The organism is Parasphingomonas puruogangriensis (genome assembly GCF_036663635.1).
GTDB lineage: Bacteria > Pseudomonadota > Alphaproteobacteria > Sphingomonadales > Sphingomonadaceae > Sphingomonas.
On the sequence record NZ_JAXOJI010000001.1, the window covers coordinates 16908 to 40209 of the forward strand.

General features: G+C 66.0%; 22 protein-coding genes. 10 read left to right on the forward strand and 12 right to left on the reverse strand.

Annotated elements, in window-relative coordinates; all coding sequences use genetic code 11:
- Window positions 1-59: 59 nt before the first annotated feature.
- Entirely contained in the window at window positions 60-2699 is a 2640-nt protein-coding gene (locus tag U1739_RS00115; protein WP_332702757.1) for a TonB-dependent receptor, read from the reverse strand.
- A 230-nt stretch (window positions 2700-2929) separates the two neighbouring features.
- Here U1739_RS00115 and folE point away from each other — a divergent pair, with 230 nt between their 5' ends.
- The 3 genes from folE to U1739_RS00130 are packed head-to-tail and all read left to right on the forward strand — an operon-like array spanning window position 2930 to window position 4651.
- Window positions 2930-3550 (forward strand): GTP cyclohydrolase I FolE, encoded by a 621-nt coding sequence (gene folE / locus U1739_RS00120; protein WP_332702762.1) that lies wholly within the window; start codon window positions 2930-2932, stop codon window positions 3548-3550.
- Between the two features lie 2 nt (window positions 3551-3552).
- Window positions 3553-4302: an SDR family oxidoreductase gene (locus U1739_RS00125; RefSeq protein ID WP_332702765.1), complete on the forward strand. Its 750-nt coding sequence runs from the start codon at window positions 3553-3555 to the stop codon at window positions 4300-4302.
- Window positions 4289-4651, forward strand: coding sequence for a dihydroneopterin aldolase (locus tag U1739_RS00130; protein ID WP_443025475.1), 363 nt, complete (start codon window positions 4289-4291; stop codon window positions 4649-4651). The genes U1739_RS00125 and U1739_RS00130 overlap by 14 nt, the downstream gene beginning before the upstream one ends.
- 40 nt (window positions 4652-4691) lie before the next feature.
- Here U1739_RS00130 and leuA read toward each other — a convergent pair whose 3' ends face one another.
- Window positions 4692-6356, reverse strand: coding sequence for a 2-isopropylmalate synthase (leuA, locus tag U1739_RS00135; RefSeq protein ID WP_332702771.1), 1665 nt, complete (start codon window positions 6354-6356; stop codon window positions 4692-4694).
- Window positions 6357-6613: 257 nt separating this feature from the next.
- On the opposite strand from leuA, the gene U1739_RS00140 reads away from it, so the two are divergent.
- On the forward strand, window positions 6614-7030 hold the full coding sequence (locus U1739_RS00140) for a BLUF domain-containing protein (RefSeq protein ID WP_332702774.1): 417 nt from the start codon (window positions 6614-6616) through the stop codon (window positions 7028-7030).
- 57 nt (window positions 7031-7087) lie between these two features.
- Here U1739_RS00140 and U1739_RS00145 read toward each other — a convergent pair whose 3' ends face one another.
- The 5 genes from U1739_RS00145 to miaA all read right to left on the reverse strand — a co-directional run bounded on the left by U1739_RS00145 (window position 7088) and on the right by miaA (window position 12479).
- Entirely contained in the window at window positions 7088-7726 is a 639-nt protein-coding gene (locus tag U1739_RS00145) for a YceI family protein (RefSeq protein WP_332702777.1), read from the reverse strand.
- Window positions 7727-7955: 229 nt separating this feature from the next.
- Window positions 7956-8975 (reverse strand): ketol-acid reductoisomerase, encoded by a 1020-nt coding sequence (ilvC, locus tag U1739_RS00150; RefSeq protein WP_332702780.1) that lies wholly within the window; start codon window positions 8973-8975, stop codon window positions 7956-7958.
- A gap of 125 nt (window positions 8976-9100) precedes the next feature.
- Complete coding sequence (ilvN, locus tag U1739_RS00155) at window positions 9101-9616, reverse strand: acetolactate synthase small subunit (protein WP_332702783.1); 516 nt, start codon at window positions 9614-9616, stop codon at window positions 9101-9103.
- A 100-nt stretch (window positions 9617-9716) separates the two neighbouring features.
- On the reverse strand, window positions 9717-11465 hold the full coding sequence (locus U1739_RS00160) for an acetolactate synthase 3 large subunit (protein WP_332702786.1): 1749 nt from the start codon (window positions 11463-11465) through the stop codon (window positions 9717-9719).
- A gap of 81 nt (window positions 11466-11546) precedes the next feature.
- Window positions 11547-12479: a tRNA (adenosine(37)-N6)-dimethylallyltransferase MiaA gene (gene miaA / locus U1739_RS00165; RefSeq protein WP_332702789.1), complete on the reverse strand. Its 933-nt coding sequence runs from the start codon at window positions 12477-12479 to the stop codon at window positions 11547-11549.
- Here miaA and serB point away from each other — a divergent pair.
- Window positions 12472-13353 carry a phosphoserine phosphatase SerB gene (serB, locus tag U1739_RS00170; RefSeq protein ID WP_332702792.1) on the forward strand — a complete coding sequence of 294 codons (882 nt, stop codon included), beginning with the start codon at window positions 12472-12474 and terminating at the stop codon, window positions 13351-13353. The genes miaA and serB overlap by 8 nt on opposite strands.
- Before the next feature lie 158 nt (window positions 13354-13511).
- Here serB and U1739_RS00175 read toward each other — a convergent pair whose 3' ends face one another.
- Window positions 13512-14462, reverse strand: coding sequence for an SPOR domain-containing protein (locus U1739_RS00175; protein WP_332702795.1), 951 nt, complete (start codon window positions 14460-14462; stop codon window positions 13512-13514).
- Window positions 14463-14680: 218 nt separating this feature from the next.
- Between U1739_RS00175 and U1739_RS00180 the strand changes: the two genes are divergently transcribed.
- From U1739_RS00180 to U1739_RS00190, 3 genes are read left to right on the forward strand one after another with little or no spacing between them, the layout of a single operon-like run.
- Window positions 14681-15397: an AAA family ATPase gene (locus tag U1739_RS00180; protein WP_332702798.1), complete on the forward strand. Its 717-nt coding sequence runs from the start codon at window positions 14681-14683 to the stop codon at window positions 15395-15397.
- 10 nt (window positions 15398-15407) lie between these two features.
- Window positions 15408-15935, forward strand: coding sequence for a hypothetical protein (locus U1739_RS00185; protein WP_332702801.1), 528 nt, complete (start codon window positions 15408-15410; stop codon window positions 15933-15935).
- Window positions 15936-15949: 14 nt separating this feature from the next.
- Window positions 15950-17287: an SPOR domain-containing protein gene (locus U1739_RS00190; RefSeq protein WP_332702804.1), complete on the forward strand. Its 1338-nt coding sequence runs from the start codon at window positions 15950-15952 to the stop codon at window positions 17285-17287.
- Window positions 17288-17435: 148 nt separating this feature from the next.
- Here the strand turns inward: U1739_RS00190 and U1739_RS00195 are convergent, their stop codons facing one another.
- The 4 genes from U1739_RS00195 to U1739_RS00210 form a co-directional block, all read right to left on the reverse strand.
- Entirely contained in the window at window positions 17436-18656 is a 1221-nt protein-coding gene (locus U1739_RS00195; protein WP_332702807.1) for a dihydroorotase, read from the reverse strand.
- Window positions 18653-19642 (reverse strand): aspartate carbamoyltransferase catalytic subunit, encoded by a 990-nt coding sequence (locus tag U1739_RS00200; protein WP_332702810.1) that lies wholly within the window; start codon window positions 19640-19642, stop codon window positions 18653-18655. The genes U1739_RS00195 and U1739_RS00200 overlap by 4 nt, the downstream gene beginning before the upstream one ends.
- A 61-nt stretch (window positions 19643-19703) precedes the next feature.
- Window positions 19704-20165, reverse strand: a complete 462-nt coding sequence (gene ruvX / locus U1739_RS00205; RefSeq protein ID WP_332702813.1) for a Holliday junction resolvase RuvX — start codon at window positions 20163-20165, stop codon at window positions 19704-19706.
- Complete coding sequence (locus U1739_RS00210) at window positions 20162-21265, reverse strand: DUF3089 domain-containing protein (RefSeq protein ID WP_332702816.1); 1104 nt, start codon at window positions 21263-21265, stop codon at window positions 20162-20164. The genes ruvX and U1739_RS00210 overlap by 4 nt, the downstream gene beginning before the upstream one ends.
- A gap of 130 nt (window positions 21266-21395) precedes the next feature.
- Between U1739_RS00210 and gatC the strand changes: the two genes are divergently transcribed.
- Together gatC and gatA are read left to right on the forward strand one after the other, a co-directional pair.
- Window positions 21396-21683: an Asp-tRNA(Asn)/Glu-tRNA(Gln) amidotransferase subunit GatC gene (gatC, locus tag U1739_RS00215; RefSeq protein ID WP_332702819.1), complete on the forward strand. Its 288-nt coding sequence runs from the start codon at window positions 21396-21398 to the stop codon at window positions 21681-21683.
- 115 nt (window positions 21684-21798) lie between these two features.
- Window positions 21799-23283 carry an Asp-tRNA(Asn)/Glu-tRNA(Gln) amidotransferase subunit GatA gene (gene gatA, locus U1739_RS00220; RefSeq protein ID WP_332702822.1) on the forward strand — a complete coding sequence of 495 codons (1485 nt, stop codon included), beginning with the start codon at window positions 21799-21801 and terminating at the stop codon, window positions 23281-23283.
- Window positions 23284-23302: the final 19 nt, after the last annotated feature.

Sequence of the window (23302 nt, forward strand, 5' to 3'; positions counted from 1 at the left end):
CATGAAAAAGCCCCCGGTGCGCGGCGCACCGAGGGCTTTTCCTGACGACCCGATCAGGATCAGAACTTGATGCGCCCGGTAATGCCGTAAGTGCGCGGCTGGCTGGGATAGCCCGAAACGCTGCCGCTCTGCGCGACGGCTGGGAAGAAGGTGATCAGATAGCGCTGGTTGTTGACGTTGCGGCCCCAGGCCGAGAGTTGCAGGCCGTTGGCGAATTCCAGCGTCGCGGCGAGGTTGATCTGGCTGACCTTGCGCGTGAGATCGAGCACGCCATTGGCGATCCGGGTCTTGCTCTGGAACTGATAGTCGCCGCGCAACAGCAGCTTCAGATCGGGATTGATTTCTTGCGTGTAGGTGGCACCGGAGGAGATCGAGAATTTCGGAATATCGCCTGGGCGCTGCCCGGTCAGGTTGGTCGGCACAACCGTCAGGGCCGGTCCGATCGCACCGCCATTGTCGAACGAGTCATATTTCGCATCGAGATAGGTGATGGCCAGATTGAGCGACAACGGGCGGATGGGCGTGACACTGCCGTCAAATTCGACGCCGAACACCGATTGCTTTTCGGCATTGAGCAGCGAGAAACCGGTGCCGGTGAAGACGTTGCTCTGGAAGCCTTTGATATATTGTTTGAACACGGCGAGGTTGAAGGCGAAATTGCTATACTGGCCCTTGAGCCCGACTTCGTAGACGCTGGACTTTTCCGGGCCGGCGAAGCGCGATCCGGTGGTCAGATTGGGCAGGGCCAGACCGGCATCGCGGATCGGCGACGCGGCCGGGTTGGTGACCGGCGATCCGGGGATGAAGTCGCTCGCGAAGGGGCGTGAATCGCGTGACAGGTTGAACGAGGATGCCTTGAAGCCGGTCGCGTGCGTTGCGTACAGGCTGAGATTGCTGTTGGCCTTGTAAGCCAGCCGCAGCGTGTAGGACAGATTGTCGTCGTCGGTCTTGCCGCTTTCCACCGCATTGGGGAAATTGAGGAAGGGCGGGGTGAATTGCAGCGCGCGCAGCGCCAGCAACGGATTGACCGCCGCATTGGACTGGTTGGCCGCGCCGAATGCCGCGGCGCCGGCCTGGATCTGCGCGAACACCGCCGGGGCGGCCTGCGCAAAGCCCTGGATCTGCGCCGCGTTGGCCAGACCGGCGAGGCCAAGCGCCTGGCCGACCGTCGTCGCGATCGCTTGCTGGGTCAGCACCTGGCGACCGATCGCGGTGAAATCGAGCGCCGAGAAGGCGTCCGTGCTGGTGACGTCGGAGGCAACCTTCTTCTTGTCGCGGGTGTAGTTGAGGCCGGCGGTGAAGGTCAGGCCGTCGGTGATCTCGTAATCGGCCTGGCCGAAGATCGAATAGGAATTGTCGCGGTAGCGGAACTTGTCGAACAACCCCGTCCCCGGCGCGAAGAACGTGCCGACGGGCACGCCGAGCAGGCCCTCAACCGTAGGGATCGCGTTGCCGCTGAGCAAATTGACATATTGGCGGAACTGCGTGCCCTGGACCAGATCGTCCTCGACGTTGATCTTCTCATGGAACAGGAAGCCACCGAGCAGGAAGTTGAACGGACCCTCGAAGTTCGAGGCGAGCCGCAATTCCTGCGTATAGGTATCGATGTCGGTGCGGTTGGCGTTGGTGCCGATAATGTCCGCGCTGGTGAAATCGGAATCCTGGTTGGTGCGCAGCTTGACCCCGCGATAGGAAGAGATCGAGGTCAAGGTCAGCGCGTCGCTAAGATCGAAATCGGCCTGCAGCGAGATACCGTAATTCTTGATGTCGTTGGTCGAGGCGCGGTTGGTGTAGACCCGGTTGGAGAACGGATTGTTCGAATCCAGCTGCCCGCCCAGGGCACGCACGGCATTGCCGGTCGGGCCGTCGATGATGTTGCCGACCGCGCAGCAATTCTCGTCGATCTTGTCGTAATCGGCGATCAGGCGGAATTTGACGCCCGAACTGGGCTGGAACAGCAATTGGCCGCGGAAGCCGTAGCGGTTGCGGTTGTTGGTGTCGTCGTCGAGCGCGAGATCCTTCACATAGCCGTCGCGGCGGTTGTAATTGCCCGCCAGGCTGAACGCGAGCGTCTCCGAAATCGGCCCGGTAATATCGGCCTTCAGCACGACCGCGTTGTAATTGCCGTAGCTCGCCTCGGCCGCGCCGCCGAATTCGAAGCTTGGCTCCGCCGTCACGACGCTGATGATGCCGGCCGAGGCATTCTTGCCGAACAGCGTCGATTGCGGCCCGCGCAACACTTCGACGCGCTTGAGATTGGGCAGATCGGTGATCTGCGCGGCCGAGCGCGACCGGTACACGCCGTCGACGAATACACCGACCGATGGCTCGATGCCTGCATTGTTGGCGCCGTTGCCGAAGCCGCGGATGATGAAGTTGGTGTTGGCCGAGCTTTGCAGCTGCGCGACGCGTAGTGATGGCACGACCGATTGGAGATCGTTGAGATCGCGGATCTGCGCTTGTTCGATGGTCTGTGCGCTGGTCACGGAAACGGCGACCGGCGTGTCGAGCAAGGTCAGTTCGCGTTTGGTCGCGGTGACGATGATGTCCTGGTCTTGATTGTCGCCGGCCTGGTCGGCGCGGCTGGTACTGTCGTCCTGCGGCGCGGCGGCAAGCGGTCGGGAAGATTCTTGCGCGTGCGCGGGCATCGCCGCAATCAACGCCAACGCGGAAACAGCGAACAAGTCACATTTCTTCATGGTCTAATCCCCTCTCTAATCGCCGCGGCTCTTATGGCCGTCTGGCGAGGTCCTATGCTGAACAACCGAAAGCTAGCGCTCGGCTGAAAGCATCGTCAATCGGAATTACGTGGAAAACTGCGGGCTTGCGGGACAGTTGCTCAAATGAGACAGGTACATTGACCACGCCAATTCAGCGAAACGATGCTTGCCGTAGCGTCAAGCTCGCGACTCTGTTCAAGGATGACCGCATGAACGATCTTTCCGATGCGCCCGCCGGCGGCGATGTAATCGCGCCACCGGCCAAGATCGTGGTGCCGGACGACGTTCAGGACGCCATTCGCACGCTGATCCGCTGGTCGGGCGACAATCCTGAGCGCGAGGGACTCGTCGATACGCCGGCGCGCGTCGCGCGGGCCTGGAAGGAATATTGCAGCGGTTATGCCGACGATCCCGCGCATCACCTGTCGCGCGTGTTCGAGGAGGTCGGCGGCTATGACGAGATCGTCTTGCTCAAGGACATTCCGTTCCAATCGCATTGCGAGCATCACATGGCGCCGATCATCGGCAAGGCGCATATCGCCTATCTGCCGCGCGATCATGTGGTCGGCATTTCCAAACTGGCGCGGGTGTTGAATGCCTTTGCCCGCCGCCTGCAGGTGCAGGAGCGGCTTACCGCGGAAGTGGCCGACTGCATCTGGGACAATCTCAAGCCACACGGCGTGGCGGTGGTGATCGAGGCGAGCCATGCCTGCATGACCGCGCGCGGCGTGCGCACGCCCGGCGTGACGATGGTCACCAGCCGTATGATGGGCGTGTTCCGCGACGACGAGCGCAGCCGTAAGGAAGTCCTCGCCTTGATGCATTGCTGACCATGCGGCGGACCATCCTGGTCACCGGCGGCGCCAAGCGGCTCGGCAGCATCATCGCGCGTGCGCTGGCGGCGAATGGGAACCGGCTGGTGATCCATTACGGATCGTCGCGGGCGGCGGCGGAAGCGCTGGCGGCGGAGATCGGGGCGTTGGGGATGGTGCAGGGCGATCTCGCCGATACCGCAGGCATTGACGATCTTTTCGCGCGCGCACGGGGCGTGGCGGGCAGGGCGATCGACGGGTTGGTCAACAGCGCCTCGGCGTTCGATTATGATACGCCGCCGGCGCTCGATCCGGTCCTGCTCGCGCGGCTATATGCGATCGGCCATTCGGCGCCGGTGCTGCTCGCCTCCGCGCTGGCGCGGCAGGACGATGTGCGCGACGGTGCGGTGGTCAATGTGCTCGACCAGAAAGTGGTCAATCTGAACCCGGATTTCTTCTCTTATACCGGCGGCAAGGTCGGGCTGGCGGGCGCGACGGTGATGCTGGCGCAGGCATTGGGGCCGCGTATCCGCGTCAACGCCGTGGCGCCCGGCCTGGCGCTGCCGAGCGGGGATCAGACCGACGCCGAGTTTCGCGCCGTGGCCAGCGAGAATATATTGCGCCGCCCGGTCGATCCGGCCGATATCGCCGCCGCCGTCGGTTTCCTGTTGGGCGCACGGGGGATCGCCGGCCAGACACTATACGTCGACTGCGGCCAGCGCCTGCTACCGCGGGCGCGCGACGTAATGTTCGAGCGTGCGCGTGGCTGAGTTCACCACGCTGCTCGATAGTCTGGCGGTGATGATCCGGCTGGGCATTTACGATCATGAGGTCGCGCCGCAGCGCGTCGTCGTATCGGTCGACATGACGGTCGATTATCCCGCGCCGCTTAGCGAGGACGCGATCGAGCAGGTGCTGGATTACGATTTCGTCCGCCACGGCATCCTGGCGCTGGCGGCCGAGCGCCGCTTCGCGCTGCAGGAGACGTTGTGCCAGACGATCGCGGCGTTGTGCCTGAGCGACGCGCGGGTCACGCGGGTGCGCGTGCGGACGATGAAGACGGACGTGTATCCGGATGCCGGCATCGGCTGCGAGATCGTGCGAGAGCGTTCTCTTTAAGCCCTCTCCCATTCTTCATGGGAGAGGGCTAAGAAGGGGCCTACGCCCGGTTGGCCGCGCTGAGCATCGCCCGCACGCTGGCGGTGGCAATGTCCGTGTCCAGCCCGACGCCGAACACGGTGCGCCCATCGACGGTGCGGCATTCGACATAGGCTGCCGCCTGCGCATCCGCTCCGTGACCGATCGCGTGCTCGTTATAATCGACCACTTCGAGCGTCACGCCGCAATCCTCGCGCAGGGCATCGAGCACGCTCGAAATCAAGCCGTTGCCGCGGCCACTGATCGAGCGTTCCTCGCCGTCCAATCGAACCTTGCCGACGAACGTGCGCGGCGGGCCGCCGGGGGCGTGGCTTTCCTGGTAATCGATCAGCGCGAAGCGATCGAGCCCGCTCGGCAGATAGGTCGCCTCGAACCGGCCCCAGATGTCGGCGGCGTTCAACTCGCGGCTGGTCTCGTCGGCCATGGCCTGAACGTGGCGGCTGAAATCGGCCTGCAGACGCTTGGGCAGTTTGAGCCCCTTGTCCTGCTCGATCACCCAGGCGACGCCGCCCTTGCCGGATTGCGAATTGACCCGGATCACCGCTTCATAGCTGCGCCCGAGATCGGCCGGGTCGATCGGCAGATACGGCACTTCCCACAAGGGGTCGTTCTTCGCCTCCTGCGCTGCGAAGCCCTTCTTGATCGCATCCTGATGGCTGCCCGAAAACGCCGTGAACACCAGATCGCCGGCGTAGGGCGTGCGCGGGTGCACCGGGATGTTAGTGCAATAGTTGATGGTGTTGACGATGCCGTCGATGTCGGAGAAATCCAGCGCCGGATCAACGCCTTGCGTGTACATGTTGAGCGCGACCGTCACCAGGTCGCAATTGCCGGTGCGTTCGCCATTGCCGAGCAAACACCCTTCCACGCGGTCGGCGCCGGCCATCAGGCCCAGTTCCGCCGCCGCCACGCCGGTGCCGCGATCATTGTGCGTGTGCAAGGAGATCACCACGCTGTCGCGGTTGGGGATATGCCGCGCGAACCATTCGATCTGGTCGGCATAGATGTTGGGCGTGGCGCATTCCACCGTCGCCGGCAGGTTGAAGATGATCGGCTTGTCCGGCGTGGGGGCCAGCACCTCCATCACCGCGGCGCACACTTCGACCGAGAAATCGAGCTCGGCGGTGGAGAAGGTCTCCGGGCTATATTCGAACGTCCACTCGGTATCGGGCTGCGCGGCGGCGCAATCGCGCAGGATCTTGGCGCCCTCGATGGCGATGCCACGCACCTCGTCGCGCGTCATGCCGAACACGATCTTGCGCCAGGCGGGGCTCACCGCATTGTAGAGATGGACGATCGCCTTGGGGCTGCCCCGCAGACTCTCGAAGCTTTTCTCGATCAGGTCGCGGCGCGACTGCGTCAGCACCTGGATGGTCACGTCGTCGGGTACGCGACCCTCACGCACCAACCCGGAGATGAAATCGAACTCGGTCGCGCCGGCGCTGGGGAAACCGACCTCGATCTCCTTCAGCCCGACCTTGACCAACAGATCGAACAGCCGCGTCTTCTTCTCCGCATCCATCGGATCGATCAGCGCCTGGTTGCCGTCGCGCAGATCGGTGGAGAGCCAGCGCGGCGGCTGGGTGATGGTCCTGGACGGCCATTGCCGATCGGGCAGGTCGATTTGCGGGAAGGGGCGATATTTAACGGAAGGGTCGCGCAGCATGATGGGTCTCGCTCGGTGCTCGTCGTCGTTCGGGAACTGTCCCTTAGGCGGGTCGCGCATGGCCGACAGGCATGCGCGAAGGTACACGCCTAAGGGCGCGTAAGTCGAAGCAGCGGAAGGAGCAGTGCATGCGTCATTGCGCGTCTGCCTAGCGCGCGCGACGGCGCGCTGTCCAGTCTTTACCCTGCACCTGGCCGCAGCATTTCAGGTTGATCTCGCGCAATTTCCAACCGAGGCGTTTTCAGTATTAGGGCGCCATGGATTCCGTCTCTGCCCCGCTCCGCCAGCTGCTCTATGTCAGCTCCAGCAACCCCAAGGGGGCCAAGATTGACGTGCCGCAGGTGGTCGAACAATCGCGCCACAACAATGCGCTGGATGGCGTGACCGGATTGCTGTGGAGCGACGGCAAGCGCTTCCTGCAGGTGCTGGAAGGGCCGGCCGACAGCGTGTCGTCGACCTTCGCGCGGATCAAGGCGGATCCCCGGCACCATGCCATCGTCGTGCTGCACGAGCGGGATATTGCCGCGCGCGAATTCGGCGGCTGGACGATGGCGCAGCGTGTGCCCGGCGACAGCGGCGAGGCGTTCGACGAACGGATGCGCCGGCTGCTGGAAAATGCCTCGGAAACGGTGCGCGGCAATTTTCTGGGGCTGATCGCCGCGCGGGGCAGCTGAAGCGCGGCAGGCATAAAAAAGCCCCTCCCCTGAAGGGGAGGGGCTTGAGCGCTCTGCTTACTTCTGGAACGCGGCGGCGATCTTCAGCTTGACCGAGTCTGAGACCATCGGGATGCCCATGTTGACGCCGAACTGGCTGCGCGTCAGCGTGGTCGTCGCCTCGAAGCCGACATTCTCCTTGCCGCCCATCGCCGCCGGCATCTTGCCCGCGCCGTAGAAGGTCACGTCGAGCGTCACCGGCTTGGTCACGCCGTTGAGCGTCAGATCGCCGGTGACCAGCGCCTTGTCCTTGCCGACCGGCTTGACCGAGGTCGACACGAAGCGCGCGTCGGCGGGGGCGGGGCCGAAGAAGTCCGGCTTGCCGCCATCCTTGCCGGCGCGCAGCAGATGCGCGGTGAGGCCGGCGCTCGCCGTGGTCACCTTGGATACGGGAATCGTGATGTCGACCTTGGCCGCCGCGGGCTTCTTGGGATCGAGCTCGAGCGTGCCGGTGATATCGCCGAATAGGCCGAAATAGGGTGTGAAGCCGAGATGATCGACTTCCCAGCTGATCAGGGTGTGGCCGGGATCGGCGGTGTAGGCGCCGCCGGTGATTGCGGCGGCGTTCTTGCTGCCCGGGGCCTGCATCGCCTGCTGGGCGATCAGCGGCGTGGCGACGAGCGCGGTAGCGGCGAATAGGATGTGAGGAAGGCGCATGGTGGTTCTCCTGTTGCTGGGAGACATGCTGGCGCAGTCGCTCGGTATGGTCAAACCTATGTGAGGCAACGCACCGTTTCAGTTCCTCCCCGGCACGGGGAGGGGGACCATTTGCCTCTTCCGGCAAATGGTGGAGGGGGGTGAGCCGGCACCGCTACGGTTGTGTTGCCGGCCCACCCCCTCCGTCAGCCTGCAGCTGCCACCTCCCCGTTCCGGGGAGGAGCGATCTTCAGTTCTTAGCCTTATCCACCAGCGCGTTCTTACCAATCCATGGCATCATCGCACGCAGCTCGCTGCCGATCTTCTCGATCGGATGCGCCAGCGCCTGTTTCCGCGAGGCCTTCAATTCCGGCTGGCCGGCGCGGTTGTCGAGGATGAAGTTCTTGACGAACCGGCCCGACTGGATGTCCTCGAGCACACGCTTCATCTCGGCCTTGGTTTCCGACGTGATGATCCGCGGGCCGGTGGTGATGTCGCCATATTCCGCAGTGTTGCTGATCGAATAGCGCATGTTGGCGATGCCGCCCTCATAGAGCAGGTCAACGATCAGCTTGGTCTCGTGCAGGCATTCGAAATAGGCCATTTCCGGCGCGTAACCCGCCTCGACCAGGGTCTCGAACCCGGCCTGGATCAGATGCGTGATGCCGCCGCACAGCACGGCCTGCTCGCCGAACAGATCGGTCTCGCACTCTTCCTTGAAGTTGGTTTCGATGATGCCGCTGCGGCCGCCGCCGACGCCCGAGGCATAGGCCAGGCCGATATCATGCGCGTTGCCGCTCTTGTCCTGGTGGATCGCGATCAGGCAGGGCACGCCGCCGCCGCGGACATATTCGGAGCGCACGGTGTGGCCGGGGCCCTTGGGCGCGATCATGATCACGTCGAGATCCTCGCGCGGCTCGATCAGCCCGAAATGGACGTTGAGGCCATGCGCGAAGGCAATGGTGGCGCCCTGCTTGAGATGATCGTGCAGGTCCTCGGCATAGATTGCCGCCTGATGCTCGTCGGGGGCCAAGATCATGACGATGTCGGCCCAGCCGGCGGCTTCCTTGTTCGATTTCACCGCAAAACCGGCGTCGATCACCTTCTTGGCGGTGGCGGAGCCTTCGCGGAGTGCAATCGCAACGTCCTTGACGCCGCTGTCGCGCAGGTTCTGCGCATGGGCGTGGCCCTGCGAACCATAGCCGACGATGGCGATCTTCTTGTCGCTGATGAGGTTCAGATCGGCGTCGCGATCGTAATAGACACGCATTCTTCTTGTTCCTTTTGCTACGTCATCCCGGCCTTGAGCCGGGATCCCGCTTCTTCTTCTGTCGACGAAGGCAGCTGGACCCCGGCTCAAGGCCGGGGCGACGGTGGTGTTTGGTTGGTCGTAAACTAAGCCGGCTCTTTCCCGCGCGCCATCGCAACGATGCCGGTGCGCGCGACCTCGATCAGCCCGACTTCGCGCATCAGCGTGATGAACGTGTCGATCTTGTCCGGACCGCCGGTGACTTCAAACACGAAGCTCGAGGTCGTCGCATCGACCACGCGGGCGCGGTAGACGTCGGCCAGGCGCAGCGCCTCGATGCGGTGATCGCCAATGCCCTTGACCTTGACCAGCGCCAGTTCGCGCTCGACATGCGGGCCGATCGCGGTGAGATCGCTGACCGAATGGACCGGGATCAGCCGATCGAGCTGCGCCAGGATCTGCTCCATCACGTGATCGGACGCGCTGGTGACGATGGTGATGCGGCTCACCGCCTTGTCGGCGGTGACGTCCGACACGGTGAGGCTCTCGATATTATAGCCGCGCGCGGTGAACAGGCCGGCAATGCGGGCGAGGATGCCCGGCTCGTTATCGACCATGATCGCCAGCGTGTGACGCTTGGCGGCTTCTTGCTGGATATGCATTAAAGCGTCATCCCAGCGAAAGCTGGGATCTCCCTGTTATCGAGCGCGCCCATGCGGCACGAGACCCCAGCTTTCGCTGGGGTGACGGAAATGAAGGCCATCACACCAGCGCCTTGGCCGAGTCGTCCATCTCGCCCGACACTTCCTCGCCCTGCAGGATCATCTCGGTATGCGCGGCGCCCGACGGGATCATCGGGAAGCAATTGGCGAGTTGGCTGACCATGCAATCGACGATCACTGGCCCGTCATAGGCCAGCATGTCGGCAATGCCGCCTTCCAGCTGGCCCATATTCTCGATCCGGATGCCCTTCCAGCCATAGGCTTCGCCGAGCTTGACAAAATCGGGCAGCGAATCCGAATAGCTTTCCGAATAGCGGCTCGAATAGGTCAGTTCCTGCCACTGGCGGACCATGCCCATATATTGGTTGTTGAGGATGAAGATCTTGACCGGCAGGCGATATTGCGTCGCCGTGCCGAGCTCCTGGATGTTCATCTGGATCGAGGCTTCGCCGGCAATGTCGATCACCAGCGCATTGGGATTGCCCATCTGCGCGCCGATCGCCGCCGGCAGCCCATAGCCCATCGTGCCCAGCCCGCCCGAGGTCAGCCATTTGTTGGGCTGCTCGAAATCGAAATGCTGCGCCGCCCACATCTGGTGCTGGCCCACCTCGGTCGTGATGATCGGGTTGCACTTATGCGTCGCCTCCCACAGCGCGCGGATCGCACGCTGCGGCATGATGTCGGACGGCAGATCGGTAAAGCCCAGGCTCTTCTTGGCGCGCCAGCCGGCGATGCGCTGCCACCAGTCGGTCAGATCGGGCTTGGGATGCTGGCGCGATTTCCAGATCTTGATCATGTCTTCCATAGCATGGCCGACATCGGCGACGATCGGCAGATCGACCCGCACCGTCTTGTTGATCGAGCTGCGATCGATATCGACATGGATCTTGATGCTTTTCGGGCTGAACGCGTCGAGCCGGCCGGTGACGCGGTCGTCGAACCGCGCGCCGAGGCAGATTACCAGATCGGCTTCGTTCATGGCGAAATTGGCTTCGTACGTGCCGTGCATGCCAAGCATGCCGAGCCATTGGTCGGACGAGGCGGGCAGCGCGCCCAGTCCCATCAGCGTCGAGGTCACCGGCGCGCCGGTGATCCGCGCCAGTTCGCGCAGCATCTGGCTCGCCGCCGGGCCGGAATTGATGATCCCGCCGCCGGTATAGAAGATCGGCCGTTCCGCCGCGGCGATCAGGTCCACCGCACGCTCGATCAGCGCACGATCCGCCTTGATCTGCGGGCGATAGGTCTTGTGCTGGATCGGGCCGGGCTTGGCATAAGCCGCGGTGGCGATCTGCACGTCCTTGGGGATGTCGACCACCACCGGGCCGGGGCGGCCCGAGGTGGCGATATGGAACGCCTCGTGGATGATCCCGCCCAATTTGGCTGGATCCTTGACCAGATAATTATGCTTCGAGCAGTGCCGCGTGATGCCGACCGTATCGGCTTCCTGGAACGCGTCCGAGCCGATCAGCGCGGTCGGCACCTGGCCGGTGATCACCACCATCGGGATCGAATCCATCAAAGCGTCGGTGATGCCGGTCACCGCGTTGGTCGCGCCGGGGCCGGACGTGACCAGCACCACGCCGCATTTGCCGGTCGAACGGGCATAGCCCTCGGCGGCATGCGTCGCGGCCTGTTCGTGGCGGACGAGCACATGCTTGATCCGCTTCGAGCGGAACAGCGCGTCGTAGATCGGCAGGACGGCACCCCCCGGATAGCCGAACACGACCTCCACGCCGAGATCGCACAGCGCCTCGACCAGGATATCGGCTCCACTTTTCTCAGGCGTCATCACGTCGTCCTCTACATTGCCGCGCCGCAATAGCGGTTGGCGAGGGGTGCGGCTACCCGTATGATTCGTACGCGTCAACCACTATTGTTGTAATAATCTATCGTAATGATCGATGTAATTGGATGTTTCGGATGGCGCCAGGCGGCGCCAGTCGCTCGGTGGCTGGTTGCGAAACCAGGTGAATTGACGCTTGGCATATTGCCGCGTGGCCAGGCGCAGCCGGTCGAGCGCCTGATCGCGGCTGTTGGTACCGGCAAGCCAGTCGGCGATCTCGGCGACGCCGATCGCGCGGCGCACCGACCAAGCGGCAGGAATATCGTCGCGCGCGAGCAGCGCTTCGACTTCAGCGACGGCACCTTGCGCCATAATCAGCGCGGCACGCTGGTCGCAGCGCGCGAGCAGCCACTCGCGCTCGGGTAGCAAGATCGCGGGGATCAGCCGGACCCGATCGGCGATCCCGCCCTCCACATGCGCCTGCCAGTCGGCCAGCGTGCGCCCGGTAGAGCGGACGACTTCCAGCGCGCGGGCGACGCGTGTCGTGTCGGCGGGGGCGAGGCGCGCTGCCGCGAGCGAGTCGGCCGCCAGCAATTGGGCATGGGCGTCAGCGACGGGCAGGGCGCGAACCTCGGCACGGATCGCCGGATCGATCTCGGGGATCGGCGCGATGCCGTCGAGCAGGGTGCGGATATACAGGCCGGTGCCGCCGACCAGGATCGGCAACTTGCCCTCGGCCTGTACCGCGGCGATCGCCGCCCGGGCATCCGCCGCCCAGCGCGCGGCGGAACAGCTTTCCGCGCCGTCGATATAGCCGAACAGGCGATGCGGCACGCGCGCTTCGTCTGCAATGCTGGGGCGGGCGGAGAGGATGCGGAGATTGCTATAGACCTGCGCGCTGTCGGCGTTGATCACCACGCCGTCATGCGCTTCGGCCAGATCCATCGCCAGCGCGGACTTGCCGCTGGCGGTCGGCCCTGCGATGAGCGCCAGTCTGGGTCGGGAGTCATCAATGTTCATCGCCACGCTGATAGCACCGGGGACGCTGGCCGGGGGCGATATTTCCGCCGCCTGCGATCGCTTGCGCGCGGCCGGTTGCGCGCCCGGCGAGAGCCAGTGGATCGACGATGGCCATGCCGCCGACATCCGGTTCGACGCCGCGCCCGAGGCCGCGCGCACCGCCCTGGAAGGGGTCTTTGCGGCGACCGATATCGTCGTCCAGCCGGCGTCTGTTCGCGGGAAAAAGCTGCTTATCGCGGACATGGATTCGACCATGATCACGGTCGAATGTATCGACGAACTGGCCGATTATGCCGGGATCAAGCCGCAGATCGCCGAGATCACCGAACGCGCGATGCGCGGTGAACTGGAGTTCGAGGCGGCGCTCGATGCGCGGGTCGCCTTGCTCGCAGGGCTGGATGAGGCGGTGATCGAGCGCTGCCTGCAGGAGCGCGTGGTGATCATGCCCGGCGCGGCGGCGCTGGTGCGCACGATGAAGGCGCGCGGCGCGCTCACCGTGTTGGTGTCGGGCGGGTTCACGCGCTTCGCCGATCCGGTCGCCGCGACGATCGGGTTCGATCGCGCGATCGCCAATCGCTTGCTGGTCGAGCGCGGCGCGTTGACCGGCACGGTAGCCAAGCCGATCGTCGGATCGGCGACCAAGCTCGAGACGTTGCTGGCCGCGCGGGCCGAGCGCGGCTTGGCGGAGCGGGAGACGCTGGCGGTGGGCGACGGGGCTAACGATCTGGCGATGATCGAGCGCGCCGGGCTGGGGGTGGCCTATCACGCCAAGCCGATCGTCGCCGCGGCGGCGGCGGCGCGGGTCGATTATGGGGATTTGACGGCGTTGCTCTACGCGCAGGGCATTGCCCGGGCGGAATGGGTGACGGAGTAAGCTTTTCGCTCACGCCTTGCAAAACCATGGCGCTTTCCGCGGCGAAGGCCGGGCCCCAGTCGCCATGGCAGACGTAACGACGCGCACCGCCCGCCAATATTCGCTTCTCAACTGGGCCCCGGCTTTCGCCGGGGAGGCGCAAAAGGGAAGGGAACTGTCTACCCCCGCGTCGGCACGCACGGCTTGACCGCAGCACAGGCCCGCGCTGCCTCCGCGCTCGACCCAAACGGCCCGACAAGCAGCCGCGTCAGCGCGCCGCTCTTGACGTAATAAGGCTGCCGCCCGGCGAACCGGCCCGACACCTGGCCCCACAATTTCCGCGCATTGCCGGGATCGCCGAACGCGCCGAGCTGGACCCGCCAGCTGCCGCTGGCCGCCACCGGCTCGGGTCGCGACGCTTGGGGGCGGGGTGGTTGCGGGCGGGGCGGTTGCGGGCGCGGCGCCTGCGTCACCACCACCGGCCGCTCCGCTACCGGGCGCTCCGCCGCCGGGCGGTTGCCGCCCGCATTGTCGTACGGCGGCGGCGGCGCGCCTGCCCCTGTGCCCTGGCCGGCAATCTCGGTCGGCAGTTCCGCGCGCTGGTTGTCGCTCTCATATTGCCGCGCCAGCACCAGGCCCTGCTGGCGCGTGTCCTGCGGGATATATTGATCCATCTGCGCCAGCACCTTGTTGGCGGCGGGCAGCCCGGCGGCCGAGGCGCGCACCAGCAGCGCATAAGCCCGGCGCCAATCCTTGGCCACGCCGTCGCCGTTGAACAGCATCGTGCCCAGCACGAGCTGCGCGCGCGGTTCGCCTCGTGCGGTGGATTTCTCCAGCCACGGCAGCGCATCGGCACGCTTGCCCTGATCGAACAGCGCCAGCCCGTAATTGGTCTCGGCTTGCGGCAGGCCCTGCAAGGCGGCCTTGCGATACCAGCCCTCGGCCATCTTCATATCGACCGGCACGCCGCGCCCGAGCTTATAGGCCTGGCCGAGATTGAACTGCGCCTGCGCGTCGCCGGCATTGGCCGCCGGGCGCCATTCGTCGACCGCCTTGCGATAATCGCCACGGCCCCATGCATCCACGCCGGCCTTCACGTCGGCCAGGGCCGGCGCCGTCAGGGCCGCCATGGTGCCGAGGCCTGCAAGAACCGCGAGCTTTACGCCGTACCGCATGATCATTCCGTCCCGCTAAACCCGACCAGAGTGTCGATAATGCCTGCTAACGCCGATTTAGCAAAGATTTCGTTAGTCATATCGCTTTGGAATAGCGCGAAAAGGCCGGCGTTAACCTGTTCTTGACGCGGCAGTGCGATTTAAACGCCTCGTATTGGGGAGTTTGGGGACACATGCGCGTTCTCGCGATGGCATCACAAAAGGGCGGGTCCGGCAAGACCACGCTATCCGGGCATCTCGCCGTGCAGGCGCAGATCGCCGGGGCAGGGCCGGTAGTGCTGATCGACATCGATCCGCAGGGCTCGCTGTCGGATTGGTGGAACGAGCGTACCGCGGAATATCCCGCCTTCGCGCAGACCACGGTGGCGCGGCTCGCCGCCGATCTCGAAGTGCTGCGTCAGCAGGGCTTCAAGCTGGCCATGATCGACACCCCACCCGCCATCACCATGGCGATCCAGAGCGTGATCGCCGTCGCCGAACTGATCGTCGTGCCCACACGCCCGTCGCCGCACGATCTGCGCGCCGTCGGCGCCACGGTCGATCTGTGCGAGCGCGCCGGCAAGCCGCTGCTGTTCGTCGTCAACGGCGCCACGCCCAAGGCACGTATCACCAGCGAGGCGGCCATCGCACTCTCGCAGCACGGCACCGTCGCGCCGATCACAGTGCACCACCGCACCGATTTCGCCGCCTCGATGATCGATGGCCGCACGGTGATGGAATGCGATCCCAAAAGCCGCTCGGCCGGCGAAGTGGCGGCTTTGTGGTCGTACATTGCCGATCGCCTGGAAAAGAATTTCCGCCGCACCGTGTTCGCCGCTCCCGGCACCAATGGCGGTTATGTGCCGCAGCGCGTTGCGTCGGGCGGCTTCGGCCGTCGCGTGGTCAGCTAAGGGCATGGCAATGATCGGCTCCAAACCGCTGGCATCCTTGTCCTCCACCTTGCTGGCGCGTAAGGGCACGGCACGCCCGGCGATGCGCCCGCAAGGCTTTGGCGGATTCGGCGCCCCTTCATCCAAGCTCGAGGCGCCGGACGATCTCGGCTGGAACGACATGGGCGAAACCGTAGCGCCGCCCGCGCCCGACGCGGCGGTGCCGCCGGTGCTGGTCCAGCGCGAGGCGCTGCGCGATCTCGTCACGCCCGTCGCCGAACCCGTCGCGCGGCCTCAGCCGGTTAAAGCGCCACGCTCGGTGTCCGTCGCCACCGCGACGCGCATTCGCCGCGAAACCAACGCCAAGCACGTGGCCAACGCCCGCTCGGCGTTCACGCTCAGGCTCGATTCCGATCGCCATCTCAAGCTGCGGCTGGCGAGCGCATTGCAGAACAGGTCGGCGCAGCTGCTCGTCACCGAGGCGCTCGACGCCTTTCTCGAAACTCTGCCCGACGTGGACCTGCTGGTCAGCCAGCTCCCCGGCCGGGCCAAGGCTTAGGATAGGGATTTCACATGAAGACCCGGACAATCGCAACACTCAGCTGTTCCGTGCTGCTGCTCGGCGGCGTGCTGGCCGGCTATACCGGTAGCGGCGGGATCGCCTTTGCCGGCGAGCAGAATGCCACCAAGATCGCCGCCAAACAGTTCGATCAGGCGCGCAAGAGCCTGGCGCGCGGCAAAGCCGATGCGGCGATCGGCCAGGCCGAAAGCGCGGTCGGCTACGATCCGCAGGTCGCGGCGTATCGCGTGCTGCTCGGCCAGGCCTATCTCAAGGCGGGCCGCTTCGGCTCGGCGCGCGCGGCCTTTGCCGATGCGCTGACGCTCGAGCCCGGCAATGGCAAGGCCGCGCTCAATCTCGCGCTGGCAGAAATCGCCGAAGGCAATTGGGACGGCGCCCGCCGCACGCTCGATGCCAATGCGGCGACCATCCCGATCAGCGATCGCGGCCTCGCCGTGGCGCTGGCGGGCGATCCGGCCACGGCGGTCGAATTGCTCGAAAGCGCGGCGCGCGCGCCCGAGGCGGATGCCAAGACGCGGCAGAATTTCGCGCTCGCTTTGGCCCTGGCCGGGCGCTGGGCGGATGCCAAGACCGTCGTCGCGATGGATCTCGCGCCGGACCAGGTCGATGCCCGCATCCTGGAATGGGCGAGCTTCGCCAAGCCCAGTTCGGCCTCGGACCAGGTTGCCAGCCTGCTCGGCGTGACGCCGGTCGCCGATCCCGGCCAGCCGGTGCGGCTCGCGCTCAACGGCGGCGCACCGGTCGGCCTCGCCGCGGCCCCGGTAGATGATTTCATGCCGGGCAATCCGGTCGAGCCGGTGGCCGTGGCCAGCGCGGCGCTGACGCCGGTGATCGAACCGACGCCGGTGGTGGCGTCGGTCTCCAATGTCAGTTTCGGACCACGCTACGAAGTCGTCCAGGCGCAGCCGCCGCGGGCGATGCGCGCCGGGGCGGACCAGCGCAACAGTGCGTTCGGGGTGGCCAGCGCCCAGAAGGCGGTGTTCGACAAGGCCAAGCCGATGATGGGCGCCGCCGTCGCTCCGAAGCCGCAGTCGAAGGGTAATTATTTCGTGCAATTGGGCGCGTTCGACAATGCCGCGGTGGCCCGCGATGCCTGGGGCCGGCTGGCGCGCGCGCATAGCGCCCTTGCCGGGCACAATCCGTCGGGCGCTGCGGTACAGACCAAGGCCGGCAATTTCTACCGCCTGTCGCTTGGCGGCTTCGCGCGCGGCGATGCGGCGGCGCTGTGCCAGAGCTACAAGGCGCGCGGCGGCAATTGCTTCGTGCGCGCCGCGGCGGGCGACAAGATGGCGGCCTGGGTCAAGCAAGGCGCACAACTGGCGTCGCGCTAAAGGCAGAACCACGCTCTACCGTTCCCCGGCGCCGGTCGGGGCCCAGTAGCGACGGTGGAGGTAACTGAGCGCAGCGCCTGCCAACCCTTGTTGCGCTGCTGGGCCCCGGCCTTCGCCGGGGAAGGGATTAAGGGTTGGGAAAGCGCTCCTAAACCAGCGCCGTCCCGCCCTTCCACAGCCTGAGCACCTTGCCCTGCACGGGCAGCCCGTCGAACGGCGTGTTGCCGGCGATCGCAACCATCTTGTCGGCATCGATCAGCCACGGCGCGCCATCGTCGAACAGCATCAGATCGGCTGGCGCCCCGACCGTCAGCGTGCCCGTGTCGAGTCCGAGGATCGCCGCCGGCCCGGCCGACAACATGGTGATCAGCCGCTGGAGCGTAATGCGCTCGTCGCGCACCATGCCGAGCGACAGCGCCAGCAACGTCTCCGCCCCGGCCATGCCGTGCGCCGAATCGGCGAAGGGCAGGCGCTTTTCCTCCGGCCCGCGCGGATCGTGGCCCGAACATAAGATGTCGATCGTGCCGTCGGCGAGCGCCGCCAGGCAGGCCTGGCGATCGCTCTCGTCGCGCAAGGGGGGCGAGAGATGGGTGAAGGTGCGGAAATCGCTCATCGCAATGTCCGACAGCATGAGATGCGCCGGGGTGATGCCGCAGGTGACGCGCACGCCGCGGCGCTTGGCGGCGCGGACCAGCTCGAACCCGGCAGCGGTGGTGACGGCGCGGAAATGGATTTTGGCGCCGGTTTCCTCGGCCAGCATCAGATCGCGCGCGATCGCCAGCGGCTCGGCGATCGACGGCGCGGACGGGAGGCCCATGCGCGTCGCGGTTTCGCCGGCGGTGGCGACGGCGGTGCCGACCACGCCGCCATCCTGCGCCTCGGCGACCAAGGTCAGCCCGAGATCGCCGGCATAAGCGAGGACTTTGCGCATCACGCCCGAATCGGCGATCCAGCGCTCGCCGGTGCCGACCGCGACCGCGCCGGCATCACGGTTGATGGCCATTTCGGCCAGATCCTTGCCGGCAAGACCGCGCGTGGCGGCGGCGATCGGGTGGATCCACAGACCGGGGCGGCCGATCAAGGCGGCGCGCTGGACGATGCCGGGATCGTCGAGCACCGGCGTTTGATCGGGCATCAGCCCGACCCGGACGATGCCGCCGGCATGGCAGGCCGGCACGTCGATCGTGAACACGCCGAGATCGACGATCGCGGGGGCCAGGATCTTGCCACGGCAGTCGATCACCTCGGCGCCATCGGGTACGGCAAAGGTGCCGACCGCGGCAATATCCTTGCCCTCGATCAGCACGCCGCCGCTCGCCAGGCCGGCGATCGGGCAGACCAGCTGCGCGTTGAGAAGCGCGATCGTCATGCCCAGCCCTTCACACCGCGCGAGCGGCGCGTCAGCACGTCGAGGCACGCCATGCGCACTGCGACGCCCATCTCGACCTGCTCGGTGATGGCCGATTGATCGACATGATCGGCGACCGCCGAATCGATCTCGACGCCGCGATTCATCGGTCCCGGATGCATCACCAATGCGCCCGGCTGCGCCTTGGCCAGGCGCTTGAGCGTCAGGCCGTAGCGCAGGTGGAATTCGCGGTTGGAGGGGACGAAGCCACCGGCCATGCGCTCGTTCTGCAGGCGCAGCATCATCACCACGTCGGCGCCTTCCAGCGCGGCGTCGAAATCGGTGAACGGGGTGACGCCCATGCGTTCGATCCCGGCCGGCATCAGCGTCGATGGCGCGCACACGCGGACATCGGCGGAGAGCGAGGTCAGCGCGAGGATGTTCGATCGCGCCACGCGGCTGTGCAGTACATCGCCGCAAATCACCACGCGCTGGTTGTGGATCGTGCCGCGGCGGCGGCGGATGGTCAGCGCGTCGAGCAAGGCCTGGGTGGGATGTTCGTGGCTGCCGTCGCCGGCGTTGAGCACTGGGCAATCGACCTTGTCGGCGATCAACCGCACCGCGCCCGACGACCCATGGCGGATGACGATGACGTCGGCGCGCATTGCGTTCAGCGTCATCGCCGTATCGATCAGCGTCTCGCCTTTCTTCACGCTCGATTGCGCGGCATGCATGTTGACGACATCGGCGCGCAGCCGTTTGCCGGCGATCTCGAACGACAGCAGGGTACGCGTGCTGTTCTCGAAAAAGGCGTTGATCTGGGTGAGCCCGCGCAGGCGCTTGTCGTTCTTCTTATGCCCGCGATTGGCCTCGACCCACTGCTCGGCTTCGTCGAGCAGGAAGGTGATCTCATGCGGCTTCAATCCCGCAATGCCGGTCAGGTGCCGGTGCGGGAAAACGGCGCTGCCGGGCAGCGAGGCAGCGGGGCTGTGGTCTGACGGATGCATTAAAGGGGTGCGGTAATGCGCTGCGCGGTGCGGCGCAAGGCAGGAGGCAGTCGATCCCCGATCATGCCGCGACCAGCGCGTCGATCGCGCCTTGCAGGATATAGGCGGCGGCCATCTTGTCGACCAGCTCGGCGCGTTTGGCGCGGCTGGCGTCCTGCTCGATCAGCGTCCGCGTCACCGCCTGGGTGGAAAAGCGCTCGTCCCATAGCAGGATCGGCAGTTCCAGATCCTCCATGTTGCGGGCGAAGGCGCGGCTCGATTGGCTGCGCGGGCTTTCCTGGCCGTCGAGATGGAGCGGCAGGCCGATGACGATGCCGGCAATGCGCTGCTCGGTGATCAGGGCGATGAGCGCCAGCTTGTCCTTCTGGAATTTGGTGCGGCGGATCAGCAAAGCAGGGGAAGCGAAGCTCCAGCCGGCGTCGCAAATGGCGGTGCCGATCGTCTTGGTGCCGACGTCGAGCCCGATCAGCCGGCCGGCGGCGGGCAGCGCGTCGCGATAGACGGTGCGGTCGGTGGTGATCATCGCGCGGAGTACGCCGCTAGCCGGCGCGCGGCGTCGGCGCGGACATTGGCCCAGAACAGGCCGTAATCGTAGACGTGATAATTGTTGCCCGGCAGCACGTAACTGCCGATCGTCGGCGGCTCGCCGATCAACAGGAAGCCTTGCGGGTCACAGCGCGCCGGCACGCTACCGGCGACGATCGTCGCGCTGGCCAGATCGGCCGACGGCACGAGCGTGCCGAGATTGGCGGTGGCCGGGGCGACGGCGTTCGGCGTGCCGGTCAGCGGGTTGGTGCAGACCATCGGCGTGTCGCGACGCGGCTGGCCATTGAGGCCACTGGTCTCGTTATAATGATCGACGACCATCGCCGGATCGGCCGGTTCGGCGAAGCTCTGCCACGAGAGGAGGCAGCCGGCCTGATCGGCGCGCGCGCATTCGGGGAGCCCCAGCGCGGCGAGATCGGTGCTGCGCGAGACCGGCCAGCCGATGACATAGGCGGCAACGATGCGCTTGGCGATCGGCTTGCCGGCGATGCGATCGCGCAGCAGCCCGGTGAGGTGCAGCGCGCCCTGGCTGTGGCCGGCGAGGATGATCGGGCGATCGCCGGCTTCGTGCACGAACTGGTCGAACGCCGCGAGCACGTCGCCATAGGCCAGATCGAGCGCCTGTTTGGATGCCGTGATGTCGGTCAGGAACGCGCCGAACGTCGCCTGGCGGTAGCGCGGCGCCCAGATCGCGCCGACCTCGTTAAAGGCGCTGGCCTGGCCGCGCAGGAACAGTTCCGCGCGCGCATTGCTCTCCGCATCGTCGAGCGCGGCGTTCCAGCGCGCGGTGCCGAGGAACGAGGTCGGGTGGATATAGAAGACGGCGGCGGTCGGCGTCGTGGCCGCGGTGAAGCCGGGCGGGGTCCAGCGCGCCGGATCGGTCGCGCGGCCGGGATGCGCGATCCACATCTTAGGATCGGCATAGGCGTTGGCGGCGATCTTGGGCAGCGGCTGGAACTGCGTATTCGGTACCGCCCACCAACGGATGATCTGCACGCCCCAGATGCGGTAGGCAAAGGCGGCGGCGATCGCGAGCACGATCAGCGCGGCGATGACGTAGATAAACTTACGGGCCACGCGACACTCCAGGGCGGCCGCGCAGCCTCGTCGCTGGCCGTGCCGGTGCGGCGTGCCTGCACGATCATCACGCGCTGCGCAATCGACACGAACCTTGCGCCGGTGCCGGGCGCTCTGCTAGCCGCGGGCCATGCCAGTAGACATCCCCACCGTGAAGAAGATCGCGAGCCTAGCCCGCATCGCCATTACCGAAGACGAGGCCGCGCGCATCGCGCCCGAGCTCGATAATATCATGGGCTGGATCGAGCAATTGGGCGAGGTCGACACGACCGGCGTCGCACCGATGACCGCAGTGATCCCCAATCATCTGCGGCTGCGCGACGATGTCGTGACGGACGGCGGCGTGCGCGATGCGGTGCTGTCCAATGCGCCGCAGGCCGAGCACGGCTTCTTCACTGTGCCGAAGGTGATCGAATGATGATCGTCGATCAGCATTCGATCATCCCCGCACCGGCGGGGATCCAGAAACAAAGACTCTTGCGCGCGCGGCCCTGGACCCCCGCTTTCGCGGGGGAACTGATGGGAAGCGTGCGATGACCGACCTCACCAACCTCGGCGTCGCCGCGATCCGCGATGGCGTGCGCGACGGCAGCTTTTCCGCGCGTGAAGTCGCGGAAGCGTTCGTCGCCAACGTGGCCCAGGCCAAGACGCTCAACGCCTTCCTGGTCGAGACGCCCGAGCATGCACTGGCCGCCGCCGACGCGGCCGATGCGGCGCGCGCCGCAGGCGAGACGCTCAAGCCGCTGGCCGGCGTGCCGATCGGCATGAAGGACCTGTTCTGCACCAAGGGCGTGCCGGCGACCGCGGCCAGCCTGATCCTCGAAGGCTTCACCCCGCCGTACGAATCCACCGTCTCGGGCAAGCTGTGGGAGGCCGGCGCGGGCATGCTCGGCAAGCTCAACATGGATCAGTTCGCCATGGGCTCGTCCAACGAGACCAGCGCGTTCGGCAACGTCATCTCGCCGTGGCGGCGCAATGACGGCGGCAATGCCGCGCTCACCCCGGGCGGCTCCTCGGGTGGTTCGTCGGCGGCGATCGCCGCCCGGCTGTGCCCGGCGGCGACCGGCACCGATACCGGCGGCTCGATCCGCCAGCCCGCCGCCTTTACCGGCATTGCCGGGATCAAGCCGACCTATGGCCGCTGTTCGCGCTGGGGCACGATCGCCTTCGCCTCGTCGCTCGACCAGGCCGGGCCGATGGCGCGCGACGTGCGCGACTGTGCGATCATGCTCGAGAACATGGCCGGCTTCGATGCCAAGGATGCCACGTCGCTGCAGCTCGACGTGCCGCAGTGGGAAGCGGGTTTGTCGGGCGATCTCAAGGGCAAGCGCGTTGGTATTCCCAAGGAATATCGCGTCGACAACATGCCGGCCGAAATCGATGCCTTGTGGCAGCAGGGCATCGCCTGGCTGAAGGACGCCGGCGCGGAGATCGTCGAGGTGTCGCTGCCGCACACCAAATATGCCCTGCCGGCCTATTACATCATTGCCCCGGCCGAAGCCTCGTCCAACCTCGCGCGCTATGACGGCGTACGCTACGGCCTGCGCGATCTGCCCGAGGGCGCGGGGCTGCAGGACATGTACGCGGCGACGCGCGCGGCTGGGTTCGGGCCGGAAGTGAAGCGTCGCATCATGATCGGCACCTATGTGTTGTCGGCGGGCTTTTACGACGCCTATTTTACCCAGGCGTCGAAGATTCGCACGCTGATCGCGCGCGATTTCGATCGCGCCTGGGAAAGCTGCGACCTGCTGCTCACCCCGACCGCCCCGTCCTCGGCCTTCGCGCTGGGCGACAAATCGGCCGATCCGATCGCCATGTATCTCAACGACGTGTTCACCGTGCCCTCGTCGCTCGCCGGGCTGCCGGCGATGTCGGTGCCGGGCGGCGTGGATGCGGGCGGCCTGCCGCTGGGCTTGCAGATCATCGGCAAGGCGCTCGACGAGCAAGGCGTGCTGAACGCTGGCCTGGCGCTCGAACAGCGCGCCGGCTTCACCGCGCGCGCCGAGCCCTGGTGGTGAGTTGGATCGGCGAAACCTT